Genomic DNA, 14,867 nt, shown 5'->3' on the forward strand with positions numbered 1-14,867 from the left:
TTCGAGAGGCGAATCGGGTGGAAACCGTTTATTCGCGGAATAAAACCCACGCGGCTGACACAACGATGACAACCACGAACTCAGAACACACGGCGGAGAACACGGAACTGGTCGAGCAGTTCCTCGAACTCTATCGCGACTACTATCGCGAGGAGATGGGGACGCTCGCCCAGCACTACCCGCAGGAACAGCAGGCGCTGAACGTCGACTACCACGACATCTTCCGGTACGACCCGGATCTCGCGGACGACTACCTCGCCCATCCCGAGCAGGTCCGTGCCCACGCGGAGGACGCACTGGTTCGGTACGATCTTCCGGTCGACGTGAAGCTCGGCGACGCACGCGCCCGCGTCCACAACCTCCCGGACGACAAGACGCACTTTCCGGGGGAGTTCTCACCCTCGGACCACGACGGCGTCCTCCGGTCGATCCGCGGCGAGATCAAGAAGGCGACCGACCCGTACTCCCAGCTGGAGGAGGCGGCCTTCGAGTGCCAGCGCTGCGGGACGCTCACCCGGATCCCCCAGCGCAACGGCCACTATCAGGAACCGCACGAGTGCCAGAGCTGCGAGCGCCAGGGCCCATTCCGAATCAACCGCGACCAGTCGGAGTTCATCGACGGGCAGAAGCTGCGCATCCAGACGCCGCCGGAGTACGCCCAGGGTGAGGGTCAGGACATCGACGTGTTCGTCACGGGCGATCTCACGAACATGGTCACCGCCGGCGACCGGGCGACGGTAACGGGCATCATCAAGCTCGAACAGCAGTCCCAGGGGAATCAGGACACGGCGAAGTTCGAACCCTACGTCGACGGCCAGCACATCGCCGTCGAGCAGACCGACGCGGAGGACCTCGATATCTCCGCGGAGACACGCGAGCAGATAAAGGCGCTCGCGGGCGGAGAGCAGGGTGACCCGCTGGAGCTGGCGGCCGAGACACTCGCGCCGAAGATCTACGGCTACGATATCCCCAAGCGGGCGATCGTCCTATCGCTGGTCGGCGGCGCGCACGTCGAGTACCAGGACGGCGACTTCGACCGCGGCCAGGTCCACATCCTGCTCATCGGCGACCCCTCGACGGGCAAGTCGAAGCTCGTCGACCGGGCGGAGGGCGTCGGGTGGCGGGCGGTCGGCGTCTCGGGGACGGGCGCGACGGTCGCCGGCGTGACGGCGACGGCCGTCCAAGACGACTTCGGCGACGGGTCGTGGACGCTCGACGCCGGCGCCGCGGTCAAGGCCCATCGCGGCGTGCTCGCCATCGACGAGCTCGACGACATGCCGCCGGAGGTGCGAGCGGCGCTCCTCGAACCGATGTCGAAACAGTCGATCCACATCACGAAGGGGGGCATCAACACGCACCTGCAGACGCGGATCGCGGCGATCGCCGCGGCCAACCCCAAACACGGCCGGTTCGATCCCTACGAGCCAGTCGCCGAGCAGTTCGCGTTCGACTCGGCACTGCTGTCGCGGTTCGACCTCGTCTACACGTTCCGCGACAAGCCCGACGAGGACGAGGACGACGCGGTGGCTCACCACGTGCTCACCGCGCGAGACGCGGCCAAGCGCAACGGGCGCGACATGGACTCGCTCGAAGACAGCGCCGACCCGCAGGGGCCGATCGAGGTGGAGACGCTGCGGGCGTGGATCGCGCTGGCGAAGCGCCAGCCCGATCCGGTGTTCGCCGACGAGTCTGTCGAGGAGAGCATCCGCGAGTCGTGGCTCTCGCTCCGTGGGCTGTACGACTACGACGAAAGCGAGCCCGTCCCGGTGACCTTTCGGTCACTGGAGGGGATCGTCCGCGTCGCGGAGGCGGCTGCGCGCTTCGAACTCTCGGAGACGATCGAGCAGCGCCACGTCGACATCGCGACGGAACTGGTCGGGCAGTCCATGCAGGACATCGGCCGCGACGAGGACGGCAACCTCGACGCGGACGTGAAGGAGACGGGTGGGTCCAAGGCCCAGAAGGACCGCAAGAAGGAGGTCATCAACACCATCCAAGAACGGCAGTCTGAGGGCGACGACGGTATGGCGGAGATCGACGCGGTCGTCGAGGAGCTGGCGGAGCACTACGACCGCGCCCGCGTCGAGAAGGACATCGACAGCCTGCTCTACGAGAAGGGTGTGGCGACGGAGCCGAAGACTGGTCACATCCGCTACATCGGGGGGTACTGACGATGGCGAACGATAAGACGAGCGGCGGTACTGAGAACTCGCTGCTTCAAGACGACCGAGCCGACGCGGCCCTATCCGACGATCGAGAGTACCGATACCGGCTAACCCGGACCTGGGACACCGAGAAGCCAACGCTGGCGTGGATCATGCTGAATCCCTCCACCGCCGACGAGACGGAGGATGATCCGACGATTCGCCGGTGCATCGGGTATGCGAAGGACTGGGGCTACGGCTCGATCGTCGTCGGCAACCTGTTCGCAAAGCGGAGCCCCGACCCCGATGCGCTCCGGGAGTGCGACGACCCCGCCGGTCCTCACAACATCTTCCACCTTTACGAGATCTGCGAGGATGCTGAGCTCGTGGTCGCGGCTTGGGGCACGAACGGCGCCTACCGCGACCGCGGCCGCAGAGTCGCCGAGATGCTCGACGCGGACCTGTACGCGCTGGGGACGACGAAGGATGGTCACCCTGTTCACCCGCTCTACCAGCCGTCGGATGCAGAGCCAGAGCCGTGGAACAAGCAGTGTCTACACACAGGAGGTGACGAGTAATGTCGAGAGATGATACTGATAGCTACACGAGCGATACTGAGCGTTCGGGCCGGAAGCTCTCGGCGTTCCCGTACATCGGGAGCAAGACGTATCTCGCGCCGTGGATCGTCGACCACTTCCGCGACCACGAGACGTTCGTGGTTCCGTTCGGTGGCGCGGCTGGCGTGCTGCTGAACAAACAGAGGAGCCACGCCGAGATCTTCAACGACCGAGACGAGTATGTCGCCGAGTTCTTCGAGGTAGTCCGGGACGATCCCGACGCCCTCGCCGACGCTGTCCGGAACATCCCGTACTCGCGGGGCATCTACAACCAGTGGTCGCGACGGTTCCGCGACCCGGACCAGGACCTCGCCGCCGAGCGCGTTGAGCGAGCGGCGCGGTGGGTGTTCCTGCGCTACGCGAGTTTCAGCGGTCGGTACGGACAGCGCGCAGGCTTCGCGACGGATACGCCGCGGAAGGGACCGCAGAAGTCGGAAATCTGGGCTCGCGTCCCCGAGCGTATCCAGCACCTCCGCGACCGGTTCAAGGGCGTCGCGATCGAGTCGGGCGACTACTCGACCATCTTCGAGCGGTACGACGAGACGGGCGTACTGTTCTACTGTGACCCGCCGTACGTCGAGGAGAAAGACAACTACTACCGCGGGCCGCTGTTCGACCACGCGTCTCTCGTCGAGGACCTGGAGGGCCTCGAAGGTGACTGGGCCGTCTCGTACTCGGAGCCGCCCGCCGGACTCGAAGACATCGCGACGGCCGTCGTCGAGCGCGATTACAGTCGGTCGGCGTCTCTCGACAACAGCTCCCGACCGGAGCGGTTGTACCTCTCGTACGACCCGGCCGACGCTCCGAAGTTCGTCGACGCGTCGACGGCGCAGACGACTTTGGTTCAGGCCGACGGCGGACGCAACGATCGTTCAGTAGACACGGGGACTGAGCAACCGGAGGGGTCCGAGTGAGCACCGACGAAACCCGCGCCGACCGCAAGGAACGCTACGAGCGCGTCCTCTCCACGGTCGCCCACAACACGGGCGGCGTCCAGCATCCGGGCTGTCGCCCGTACCAGATCCGGCTGATCCTCTGCGCCCACGCGAACCTCCCGGTCGACGGCGTCGAGCGGTCGATCCGCGCGGCCGTCGAGAACGACGACCTGTACAAGTGGCGGGACAGCAGCGGCCACACCCGTCTCACGCTCGCGACCAAGCCGGACCTGCGGAACGTCGCCGAGTACTGGGCGGGCCGTGGCGACCAGCGCCGACTCGAAGCGGCGAACCAAGCGATCGAGCGGGTCTGGGGCGAGCACGGCCCCCCGGGGAAACGATGACCGACCAGGCCCTCATCGCCGACGACTACGTCATCGACGCGACGCCGACGGAGAAGCTGCTGTACGTAGCACTCCGCCAGCACGGGCCCTGCACGCAGAACGAACTCGTCGAGCTGACCGGGACGGCGCCGCGGACGGCCCGGCTCCGCCTGCGCGAGCTCGTCGAGGCGGGCGTCGTCGAGAAGCGCCCCAACATCCACGACGCTCGCCAGTCGCTGTACTCCCTCGCCACCCCCTCCCCCTGAGGCGAGGAAATGCCGGTATATCACGCTTTTTACGGCCAGCGAGTACAGTTTAGCCTACACCTTCACGGGGTTCGTGGCACGGTGTTGAGAGCACCGGGCCTACGTAGCTGCTGTTTTCACCAGCCATGTCCGTAACATCCACCCAGCGAGAGCGATACGACTGTGATCGGGACGCCTGCGAGCAGACGTTCCCGAAAGGCGCCGGCGCCGAGGGCTCGTACTGCTCCCAGCGATGTGCCGACCTCGTGACTGGTCGCAACCTCGTCCAGCACATCCAGCGGGACCACCGCTTCTGTCACAACTGCTTCCGGCAGGTCAAAGAGATCGAGCGCGTCGACAAGACGCTCATCGTCGGGCCCGTCGAGCACGACTCGGTGGCCGACACGTTCGCCGACTGCATCGTCGGCTACGAGCACCTCACCGAGCACGGCGAGCTGGGCGAGCGCCAGGACGGCCATTACGTCCTCGACGAGGACGCCGGCGGCCGGGCGCCGTCGGGGGACGCCGTCGTCACGGGCACGGTCTGCTCGTGCGGGACGACGGACCACCGCGACGACTACCTCAGGCGCGAGGGCATCACGTCGACACCGGCGGCGGCCCGGCGGCTCTGTGATATCCTCGCGCTGCTCGGCCGGGAAGACCAGCACGACAAGACGGTCGACGCGACGCAGCTGGTCGACGCCGTCGGTGGCGATCCCGCGACGGCCGACTGGGAGCGGGCGGTCGGCGAGGCGATCGAGCCGAGGTGAACACGCGCCGGACTACTTTCACTCCGGTTTTCGGAGTTTAAAGTCCCTCTCCTCCGAAATCTGCCCATGGCTCGGGGTGCATATACTGGGGAGAAATGGGCGGTCGCGCGTAGTGCTGCACTCGCTCGCGACAACGGGCGGTGTCAGGACTGTGGTTCCGAGGACGACCTTCATGTCCACCACATCAAGCCCGTTCGAGAGTTCGATGTGCCAGCGGACGCGCACTACGTAGAGAACCTCGTCGTCCTCTGCAAGTACTGTCACAAGACGTGGGAGGGCCGAGACGACAGGCCGCGGCTCGCAGAGGTAGAACCCGGGCTGCTGGTCCGCGAGGTCGTCTCAGAGTTGGTGACCGACACCGTCGACCGGTTCATGCTGGAAGTCACGCCAGAAGTGCTCTACGACCGCGTCGTCTGGTTCTCGTCCAACATCTGCACGAACTGCCACGAAAGGGCTACTGGACGCAGTCTGTGTCCTGGCTGTGGTGCCAGCAACGGGGCGAAGTCGAAGCAAACGCTCTCGGTGCGGGAATCGATCGACCGGACCCATACCCTCATCGACCGCCTCGAAGACCGCGACATCCCGTTCGACGAGGACGTTCTCTACGACACCGTTCGGGAACTCAAATCAGAGGAGGAGATGGCAGATGATCGGGAAATGTATCGACAGGCGGTCGGTGAATCGGTTCGGGCAGCAGTCCAGTAACAACGCGGCAGTTTTCCAGCCATGAGCGTCCAGGAAGTCCAGACGACGATCGCCGGTCGCGAGGTCTCCGGCGAGATCGTCGCCCGCGAGCCCACGGCGGACTACGGGCGCGGCCCTCGCGACGAGCTCGTCCTCGACGTGGACGGGTCGACTTGGCGCGTCGACGAGGACGATCTCGATGGGTGAGCACGTCGTCGAGGCGTGTCCGAACTGCGACCGGTGCGATATCCACCGCCGACTGCGCAAAGAGCCGGCGTTCCTGTGCGACAAGTGCCAGCACGAGTTCGAGGAGCCCGTCGAACGCCCGCCCAAGTGTCGCAGTAGCGGATCGCGATCCTCGTTGGACGGTCTCGATCCGGAGGATCTGGGCCTGTCACCGATCGGCGAGCGCTAACACCATCCCCGATGACGCCCGCCCGGGTAGGGCGGTCACGTTCGAGATGCCGAGGGGCGTACCAACGCGAGACGGTGCGAGGCACACGAGGGGCCACAACGTCGACGACCGCATACAGGACGGTCAGACCCGCGCGGTTACTGCGCACTCTGCGGATTCGATTCGTGAGTCGGTGACTCCTCCACGTCACACCCACTGCCACTCCGGCCCCATCTGTCGTCGCAAGAGACGCCGCGATGCCCTATCGGCTCCCGGGACAACCGGGAGACGGGCTACCCGCGGCGTCCCGGGGAGCATCTCCCCGGGGGCGACCTTTTGGATGACCCCATGGCGACCTCGAACAGCCCATCGCTCAAACAAGAGCTACGAGACTGCAACGACACGCTGGACAGCTACCTGAGGAGTCACGTCGGGATGACGCTCAAGACCTACAAACTCATCAAGGCCGTGACGCAACTGGTCGGCGCCGCCGCCGGGATCTACGCGATGCGGCTGGGGGCGCCGCCGCTGGCCGCCTTCGCGCTGGTCGCGATCATCATCTCCGGCCCCGAGGCCCTGGAGTACCTCATCAACGACGCCGAGGCCTGACCATGTCGCTGATCCCATCGAGCACGGACGAATCCGAGACCGAGCGCGACGGCCTGTTCTCGACACTTCGGGAGTTCCACGCCGCGATCGTCGGCCTGGCCGTCGGCGTGGTCGTCGGGCTGACCGGCCACTACGAACTCGCCGCCCTGTTCGTGTTCATCGCACTGGGCGCGAAGTTCGGGTCGGTGAAGTACCTCTCCGATGTCCGCCGGGAGCCCTGGTACGCGCTGGGGCTGTTCCTCGTTGGTCTCGGAATCGTGAGGGGTCTACAGACGGTTGCACTCGGCTGACTGCACCCCTATTTAAAATATATACCACGTCGCGACGCAACGCGACGGTTTCCACCCATGTCCACACGCGACCGCCGAGTCCATCTCGCCCTGAAGTGGCATCACCTCGACAATCTCAGCGTCGAGGAGATCCGCGAGCGCTTCGAGCAGGAGGGTATCGGCAGCTACGCCCGGTCGACCGTCCGCGACTACCTCAACGAGCAGCCCAAAGAGGAGGTCATCGAGGCCATCGAGCAGCGCCACGCCGACGTGCGCCTGCAGATCGCCGAGCGCGAGGAGCAGCTCTACCAGCGCGCTCGCGAGGCCGAGCTCGAGGCGACCGAGGACCAGCCCATCGTCCGGGTCGTCCCGAAGACCGAACGCGTCCGTCGCGACCGGGAGACACCCAAGCGGGTGCCCGACTGGGAGATCGTCGACATCGACGACCCCGACCGACCCGAGTGGGCGAGCGAGCGCGACGTGATCGTCCGATTCACCGGTGACGAGACTCGCGTCCAGCCTGGCGAGGAGTACCCCGTCCAGGCCGTCGACGGATCGCCTCGGTACACGAAGGAGTTCGACGGCCTGCAGCGGGACCAGCCGGACCGGAAGTCCCGGGCGATGGCCCGGCAGGAGCAGTCCAGTCACCTGCAGGCGAAGGGCGACGCGCTCGGCGTCTACAAGGAGCGCGTCGAACTCGAAGGGTCGTTGGAGACGGAGTCGACGGTCGGCCTGGACGAGGAGACCAAGGAAATCGCCCGCGAGGTGCTCCGGGAGCGATATTCGGAGGGTGACGATGGCGAGTAAGCCCGCCGACGCAGACACGCTCGTCGAGTCCCTCGAAGACCCGGCGGCCCTCCGGGAGGTCCTCAACCCGTTCGACGGCTGTCCGTGGGACGTCTACTTCAACCGGCTCACCGAGGGCTACATGGCAGCCGAGCGCGACGACCATGTCCCGATCGGCGACGTTCACGTCCACTGGGCCGAGCAGTTCGCCAGCGGCAACAACATCGGGATGCTCGCCCATCGGGACTCGCTGAAGACGACGGCGTCGCTGGGCTTCGTCATCGCCTGTCTGGAGTACCAGCCCGGGTTCCTGGCGCACTGGATCACGAACACCCAGGGGCAGGCGCACAAGAAGGCCGACACCGAGTTCTGGAAGATCGTCGAGCGGAACCCCTGGCTGGTCAACCTCAACAAGCCCCCCGAGCAGGACACCAAGGAGGCGAAGATCTGGCCGCACGGCTCCGGGCTGTTCGCCGGGTGGCTGTTCGGCGCCATCGAGGGCGACCGTTCACACCAGCTGATCCTTGACGACGTCATCAAGGAGCGCGGCGACGGCGACACCGAGGAGATCCTGCAGTGGATCGAGGGCGTCACCGTGCCCATGGTCAAGGACTCCGGGACGACCGCGGTCATCGGGACGCGCAAGCGGCCGGACGACATCTACTCGCACCTGATCGACCGCGACGCCTACGACTTCACCGAGTACCCGGCCGTCCTCGAAGAGTGGGACCGGGAGTTCCGCGAGGACGACACCTGGCGCGAGCGCCGGCCGCCCGAGGGGCTCTACACCGAGGTCGACGGCCGGCCGCTCGTCGACGACGAGGTCCACGTCCTCTGGCCCGAGGCCCGGGGCCCCCAGTATCTGGCCGAGAAGTACGACCAGATGAGCCCCCACCTGTTCTGGCGGGAGTTCTGCATGGTCATCCGTGGCGCGTCGGGCAACCTCATCGAGAAGTCCGACGTCGACCGACTCGTTAACGACGACGGCTGTTCCATCCGCGGGCAGTCGCCGCCCCGCGACCTCTCGCCCGGCGCCGGCGAGGCGACGATCGTCGCCCACGACCCCGCCCAGTCGTCGACGGGCGACCACGCGGCGTTCACCGCGTGGCGGGTCGGCCGCGACGGCCGCCGGCGCCTCCTGGACGCGCGGGCGGAGACGGGGATGCAGCCCTCGGCCATCAAGGCGGAGCTGGCCGACCTCGACGACCGGTACGATCCGGCGATGGTCGTCATCGAGTCCAACGGGATGCAGCAGTACGTGGCGAACGACGCCGTCGAGTTCTCGGCGTCGTTGCGCTCGAAGGTCACCGGGATCCCGACGACCGGCAAGAAGCACAGCTGGGAGAACGGGATCCCACGGCTCCGCCGGCTCGTCGAGAACGGCGGTATCCAGTTCTACCGTGGGCACGGCCCGACGGAGGACTTCATCCAGGCGGCGCTCTCGCTGACGCTGTCCGACGGGAAGCTGAAAGGCCACACGCCGGACCTCATCGCCAGCTGGTACATGGCCGAGCAGGGCATCCGCCGGCTGGAGGACATGGGGGCGCTCGACGCCGGCGACGACGCTGACGACACTGGAGGTGTTTCATACCTGTGACAGACGATACTGACGACGGTGAGACGCGCGTCTCCCTGTCCGTCTCGACGCCCGGCAACAGCGGGGCGATGGAGAAGGCCACGGAGACGACACAGCTCGACGAACGGCGCATCGCGACGGACGTCGGCCGCGGGATCGTCCCGCCGTACAACCCCGAGACGCTCGCCTCCTTCCAGGAGCTCAACGAAACCCACCAGGCCTGTCTCCGCAAGAAGGCCCGCTACGAGTGCGGCTACGGCTTCGACATCGTCCCGCACCCGAGCGCCGACGAACCCGACCCGGACGGCGGGTCCTACGAGACGGTCAGCGACTTCTGGCACTCCTCGGACTCGCAATGGTCCATCGGCCCGGAGAACACGACCGTCGCGACGCCAACGGAGGTGCTCGAACTCGCTCGGCTGGACTACCACGGCATCGGGTGGGCGTCGCTGGAGATCCTCGTCGAGGGCGACGGCACGCCGGTCGGGCTGGCGCACGTCCCGTCGGCGACGACCCGTGTCCGCAAGACCACGACGGAGGTCGAGACCGAGGACGGCGAGACGCGCGAGGAGATCGAGAGCGGCCACGGCTACGTCCAGATCCGCCAGGGCCGCCGACGCTACTTCGGCGAGGCCGGCGACCGCTACGGCGACGACCCGACGTTCGTCGACAAGGAGACGGGCGATATCGCCTCCAGCGCCGAGGACCTTCCGAACGGGCCGGCCAACGAGCTCATCTTCGTCCCGAACCCGAGCCCCATCTCCCTGTACTACGGGATCCCGGACTGGGTCGCCGCCATGCGGACGATGGCCGCCGACGAGGCTGCCCAGGAGATGAACCACGACATCTTCGACAACCTCGGGATCCCCCACTACGCGATCAAGGTCTACGGCGGCACGCTCACCGAGGACAGCAAGGAGGAGCTCCGGCAGCTGCAGGAGAACCTCAAGGGCGAACGCTACCGGACGGCGATCCTCGAAGTGGAGGGCTTCGAGTTCGAGAGCGACAACCCGCTCGCGGAGGGCGACCCGAGCGACGTGGAGATCGAGTTCGAGCCGCTGGGAGCGACCGACCAGAACGACATGGAGTTCCAGCAGTTCCGCGAGCGCAACGAGCACGAGATCGCGAAGGTCCACGAGGTCCCGCCCATCCTCATCAACGTGACGTCGACGTCCAACCGGTCGAATTCCGAGGCGCAGGTCCAGGAGTTCGCCGAGGACGTCATCGCCCCCGAGCAGGCCAAGTTCGAGGCGCGGCTCTACCGCATCCTCCACCAGACCGCGCTCGGCGTCGACGACTGGACGATCGACTTCGAACTCCGGGGCGCCGACCGGCCGGCCGAGGAAGCGCGGACGGCGCGGTCGAAGATCCAGGCCGTCCGTGGGGCGATCCCGGTCGACCGAGCGCTGGAGATGATCGGCGAGGACCCGCTCCCCGAGGATCACGACGTCGACGGTGACACGCTGGTCGCCAATGTCGGCGCCGAGTTCGACGGCGACACGGAGATGCAGGCCAGCCGACCCGAGGACGCCCCACCGAAGGAGAATAAGGTCGGGACTCGCCCCGGCGTCACGGTCCAGGCGGACGACCCGCTCTCCCCCGACGAGGTCCGCGTCGACATGGCGCAGTTCGACTCGTCAAATCTGGTCGCCGGGCTGTACGACCGAGAGACGCGCGACCTCTACATCCGGTTCCACGGCGACCCCGTCGACCGGATCTACGTCTACCTCGACGTCCCCGAGGAGACGTGGCAGGGGCTGAAAGAGGCCGGCAGTCACGGCTCCTACCACCACGAGAACATCAAGTGGGACTACGTCTACGAGGAGCTGACCGACACGACGGGGTGGCCGCAGATCGGGGCGTCGGCGCCGACACCAACGGACGACTGACGCCAGGACCGATGACCGCGGGCGCAACCCGACGACCCGCGCGAGGCATGACCGGGCGCGATTCTCACCATGAGCAAGAACAGCGACAAGGAGCGCGGCGAGAAGCGCGGCGTCCGATCTACCGGTCGTGCCGACGACGAGGACGCCGACAACGCCGCGGACGACACTGAGGAGTAAGGATGTCAGACTACACGGTCACGCTTCGGTTCGGCGATGAGTTCCTCGACGTGGAGTGCGATACGGTCCAAGTCGCCACCGACGCAGAAGACACCGCCGTCGCCGTACCGGAAGCAGCGAACGATGTCCCTCCGGGCTACGTCCGTCTGGAAATCGCCGAACAGTGGGACCTGTCTCACGGTATGGGGCCGGCGCTGGTCGGCGACGGCAACATGGCGCTGGTGAGCGACGAGCACGTCGCGATGATCCAGCGGGAGGACTGACAGATGAACCGACAGCGGAACGAACAGCGCTACGAGAAGCGCGTCGACTACCTCGCCAAGGACGAGGGTGACCAGACTGCGACGGGCGTCGTGATGGTCCCGTGGACGGTCGACCACCACGGCGACTGGGAGCGCCCCGAGACCATCGAGGCGTTCGCGGCGCAGTTCGAGGCGTTTGTCGACGCCGACCAGGCCGACGGCGGCATCATCCACGCGGTGTGGCCGTCGGACTGGATGACCCTCGAACGGAACGAGGTGCTCGACGAGGCCGAGGAGATCGGCGGGGAGACCGTCGACGCCGGCGCGTGGGTCCAGACGTGGGCCTACCACGATGACGAACTCTGGGGACTCGTCGAGGACGACATCCTCGGCGGCCACTCCATCGGCGCGGTCAACGTCGACTGGTCCTTCAACGGCGAGGATCCCGAGGACCTCCCCGACGAGGTCGACGTCCCCGACAGCGTCGACGTCGAGGAGTACTGGGAGCTGACCGACGGGATCGTCCAGGAGGTCAGCGCGGTCGACTTCCCGGCGGTGCCCGACGCCCAGATCCTCACCGCCTCGAAGGCGCGGGCGGCGGCCGCCGAGAAGCGCTTCGCCGAGCACGTCGGCAACCCCGACGGGTTCATCGAGGAAGCGCTGGAGCGCGGCCACAGCGAGGAGGCGGCCCAGCGGATGTGGGACGTCGTCGACCGCGCGATCTCCGTCGACGGCGCCGGCGAGCCCGGCGCGAAGGCCAAGAGTCGGGTAGCGCGTGCGGCAACGACGGTGCTCAGCGCGCTGACGGGGTCCGATGACGGCAGCGGGTCCGAGGCCCCGGATGGCGCGGCGTCGGCTTCAAAAAGCGCCGACAAGGCGGCCGCTGTGGTGTCCAAGGAAGAGACCGTCGGCGTCGATGTCTTCCGCATCACCGCCGCCGACGGCGACGACACGGACTACGACGGCGACCTGCTGGGCATGGGCGTCGACTTCCCCGAACACGATGTCTACGTCGACTGGCGCCGGGACGCGTTTCCGGACGCACTCGACGACCCACACGTCTCGATCTACGGCAGTGTGGAGGATCTTCAGCAGGCGACTGGAAACGAGATCGAGTCGCTCGACTCGGTCGAAAGCCCGACGGACGGGTTCGCGGCTGAAGCGCAGCGAATTCGCCAGAAGGCTGTCGAACAGTCTGACAACTACGCCCCCGACGGCGACACGTCGGACGATGGCGGCACGGAGGCCGCCGACTCAACTGACATGAGCGACAGCGACGAGCCCCCCGAGTGGGCACAGACCATCATCGAACAGACCAAGGAGAACAGCGAGCGACTGGACGAGATCCAGAACGCGGACGACGGCGGCGATCCGCTGGAGGATGCCCCCGAGTGGGCGCAGGAGGTCGTCGAACAGACCCAAAAGAACGCCGAGCGCATCGACGACATCTCCAAGCAGACCGGCGTGACCGAGTCCCAGCAGCTCGGCGGCGCCGAGAAGGGCGGCGGTGACGACGGCGGCGTCGACAGGCGGGCGGCGTTCTTCACGCCCGAGAGCAAGATGGGTGACCTGGCCGCGCAGACTGGGGGTGGCCGATGAGCGCCGAGGGCTACGCCGGCATGACCGGCGTCCGCAAGTCCAACGAGGAGGCGCTGAAGGACATCGCGCCGGGCGACCTCTCCGGCGGCGTGATGCCGCGGGACCTCTTCGAGGACTGGTACCGCCGAGTGCAGGACACGTCCATGCTGATGGACATGGTCCGCACGGAGATCCTCTCGCGGCCGAAGATGGAGCTCGCCCGCATCGGCGTCGGCGAGCGGATGCGCCGCGGCGCCGGCACCGAGGAGGGGACTTCCGGCGGCTCCGCCGAGGTCAACACCGACGGCATCGAGATGGACGCCGAGAAGGGCGTCCTCTCGTGGGACCTGCCCCGGGAGACCGTCGAGGACACCATCGGCCAGGTCGACGAGATCGTCCTGGACAAGATGTCGCGGCAGTGGGCCGTCGACACGCAGGACCTCGGCATCAACGGCGACACGGCCGACGCCTCGGGCGGCGACAGCCAGGCGTTCCTCACGCAGAACGACGGCTGGCTGAAGATCCTTAACGACCGGACGGACACCAACACCTACGACCACCAGAGCGGCGCCATCGACACGAGCCTCTTCCACGAGGCTCGCGCGGCGCTTCCGAACCGGTTCAAGCGGTCGGCGACGGTCAACGAGCCGGTGTACATGATGGACCTCTCGCAGATCGAGGACTGGGAGTACGACCTCACCCAGCGGGAGGACCCGCTCGGTGCCGCGGTCATCTTCAGCGACGAGGACCTCACCCCGTTCAACTACGACGTCTACGGGTTCGCCGGCTGGCCCGAGGGGACGGCGCTGTTCACCTACCCCGAGAACCTCATCTACGGTGTCTGGCGCGACACCGAGATCGAGGTGCTCGACGCGACCGACAAGACCGCCGAGAACGACCTGTTCGCGCGGTACTTCATGCGAACCCGCGACGACTTCCAGGTCGAGGACGAAGAGGGCGCGGTCCTCATCAACAACGTCGCGACGGCCTGAGGTGACCGGACATGGCAACTGTTCGGTACACTGCTGACGGCGGTCACTACCGCGTCGGCGGCCACGGCTTCGACCCCGGCGACGAGCGCGAGGTCGGCGAGGAGCTCGCCGAGTACCTGGCGGACGTCGACGACTTCGAGGTGGTCGACGGTGGCCTGTCAGAAGCGGAGCTCGATCCTGACGACGTGGTCGACGAGATGGAGGGGGACGACCCGCCCGACGACGAAGGCGACGACGCCGAGACCTGCGACGAGGTCAAGTCCGACGGCGAAGTGTGCGGTCGCGATCTCCCCTGCCCGTACCACAGTGACGAGGACGACAACGAACAGGAGGGCTGACCCGTGCCCACCGAAGAGGGGACGATCGACATCGAGACCTCGGGCGACGCGGTCGCCCTCCGACTGGTCGGGAACAACATCGTCGATGTCCACATCCGCGGCGACGCGGCTGCGGACTACGCCGTCGACGTTCGCAAGAACGGCAGTGACTGGATCGAGGGCGTGCGGTCGGGCTACTCCGGGAGCGCGAACTACGACGACGTCCTCGAAACCGGCGCCGACGAGATCCGGCTCCGGTGTACGAACGGGACCGGCACGGCAGACAACTCGGCGACGATCACGCTGATGGCGAGCTGACC

Annotated in this window: 19 protein-coding genes; all 19 read left to right on the plus strand. The window is 66.9% G+C overall.

Going from position 1 to position 14,867, the window contains the following annotated elements; all coding sequences use genetic code 11:
• The first annotated feature begins 65 nt into the window (after positions 1-65).
• A complete protein-coding gene (locus HZS54_RS04610; RefSeq protein WP_179920774.1) occupies positions 66-2,171 on the plus strand; it encodes a minichromosome maintenance protein MCM in 2,106 nt (701 codons plus the stop codon).
• 2 nt (positions 2,172-2,173) lie between these two features.
• A complete protein-coding gene (locus HZS54_RS04615; RefSeq protein WP_179920775.1) occupies positions 2,174-2,722 on the plus strand; it encodes a DUF1643 domain-containing protein in 549 nt (182 codons plus the stop codon).
• Entirely contained in the window at positions 2,722-3,675 is a 954-nt protein-coding gene (locus HZS54_RS04620) for a DNA adenine methylase (protein WP_179920776.1), read from the plus strand. Before HZS54_RS04615 ends, HZS54_RS04620 begins: the two co-directional genes overlap by 1 nt.
• A complete protein-coding gene (locus HZS54_RS04625; RefSeq protein WP_179920777.1) occupies positions 3,672-4,040 on the plus strand; it encodes a hypothetical protein in 369 nt (122 codons plus the stop codon). The genes HZS54_RS04620 and HZS54_RS04625 overlap by 4 nt, the downstream gene beginning before the upstream one ends.
• A complete protein-coding gene (locus tag HZS54_RS04630; RefSeq protein ID WP_179920778.1) occupies positions 4,037-4,285 on the plus strand; it encodes a MarR family transcriptional regulator in 249 nt (82 codons plus the stop codon). The genes HZS54_RS04625 and HZS54_RS04630 overlap by 4 nt, the downstream gene beginning before the upstream one ends.
• Before the next feature lie 125 nt (positions 4,286-4,410).
• Positions 4,411-5,034, plus strand: coding sequence for a hypothetical protein (locus HZS54_RS04635; protein WP_179920779.1), 624 nt, complete (start codon positions 4,411-4,413; stop codon positions 5,032-5,034).
• A gap of 66 nt (positions 5,035-5,100) precedes the next feature.
• Positions 5,101-5,739 (plus strand): HNH endonuclease, encoded by a 639-nt coding sequence (locus HZS54_RS04640; RefSeq protein WP_179920780.1) that lies wholly within the window; start codon positions 5,101-5,103, stop codon positions 5,737-5,739.
• Positions 5,740-5,760: 21 nt separating this feature from the next.
• Positions 5,761-5,925, plus strand: coding sequence for a hypothetical protein (locus HZS54_RS04645; RefSeq protein WP_179920781.1), 165 nt, complete (start codon positions 5,761-5,763; stop codon positions 5,923-5,925).
• Complete coding sequence (locus tag HZS54_RS04650) at positions 5,918-6,133, plus strand: hypothetical protein (protein ID WP_179920782.1); 216 nt, start codon at positions 5,918-5,920, stop codon at positions 6,131-6,133. Before HZS54_RS04645 ends, HZS54_RS04650 begins: the two co-directional genes overlap by 8 nt.
• 327 nt (positions 6,134-6,460) lie before the next feature.
• Positions 6,461-6,721: a hypothetical protein gene (locus HZS54_RS04655; protein WP_179920783.1), complete on the plus strand. Its 261-nt coding sequence runs from the start codon at positions 6,461-6,463 to the stop codon at positions 6,719-6,721.
• A gap of 2 nt (positions 6,722-6,723) precedes the next feature.
• The gene (locus HZS54_RS04660) at positions 6,724-7,011 is read left to right on the plus strand and encodes a hypothetical protein (protein WP_179920784.1); all 288 of its coding nucleotides are present in this window, start codon (positions 6,724-6,726) and stop codon (positions 7,009-7,011) included.
• Between the two features lie 57 nt (positions 7,012-7,068).
• Positions 7,069-7,797, plus strand: a complete 729-nt coding sequence (locus tag HZS54_RS04665) for a hypothetical protein (protein ID WP_179920785.1) — start codon at positions 7,069-7,071, stop codon at positions 7,795-7,797.
• Entirely contained in the window at positions 7,787-9,373 is a 1,587-nt protein-coding gene (locus tag HZS54_RS04670) for a phage terminase large subunit family protein (protein ID WP_179920786.1), read from the plus strand. The genes HZS54_RS04665 and HZS54_RS04670 overlap by 11 nt, the downstream gene beginning before the upstream one ends.
• Positions 9,370-11,241, plus strand: coding sequence for a phage portal protein (locus HZS54_RS04675; RefSeq protein ID WP_179920787.1), 1,872 nt, complete (start codon positions 9,370-9,372; stop codon positions 11,239-11,241). Before HZS54_RS04670 ends, HZS54_RS04675 begins: the two co-directional genes overlap by 4 nt.
• A gap of 179 nt (positions 11,242-11,420) precedes the next feature.
• Positions 11,421-11,681, plus strand: coding sequence for a hypothetical protein (locus HZS54_RS04680; protein ID WP_179920788.1), 261 nt, complete (start codon positions 11,421-11,423; stop codon positions 11,679-11,681).
• A gap of 3 nt (positions 11,682-11,684) precedes the next feature.
• Positions 11,685-13,259 carry an XkdF-like putative serine protease domain-containing protein gene (locus HZS54_RS26180; RefSeq protein ID WP_246391769.1) on the plus strand — a complete coding sequence of 525 codons (1,575 nt, stop codon included), beginning with the start codon at positions 11,685-11,687 and terminating at the stop codon, positions 13,257-13,259.
• Entirely contained in the window at positions 13,256-14,230 is a 975-nt protein-coding gene (locus tag HZS54_RS04690; RefSeq protein WP_179920789.1) for a phage major capsid protein, read from the plus strand. Before HZS54_RS26180 ends, HZS54_RS04690 begins: the two co-directional genes overlap by 4 nt.
• An 11-nt stretch (positions 14,231-14,241) precedes the next feature.
• Positions 14,242-14,568 (plus strand): YqbF domain-containing protein, encoded by a 327-nt coding sequence (locus tag HZS54_RS04695; protein WP_179920790.1) that lies wholly within the window; start codon positions 14,242-14,244, stop codon positions 14,566-14,568.
• A 3-nt stretch (positions 14,569-14,571) separates the two neighbouring features.
• A complete protein-coding gene (locus HZS54_RS04700; protein ID WP_179920791.1) occupies positions 14,572-14,865 on the plus strand; it encodes a hypothetical protein in 294 nt (97 codons plus the stop codon).
• Positions 14,866-14,867 lie beyond the last annotated feature (2 nt).

The sequence above is a fragment of the Halosimplex pelagicum genome, assembly GCF_013415905.1.
Taxonomy (GTDB): Archaea; Halobacteriota; Halobacteria; order Halobacteriales; family Haloarculaceae; genus Halosimplex; species Halosimplex pelagicum.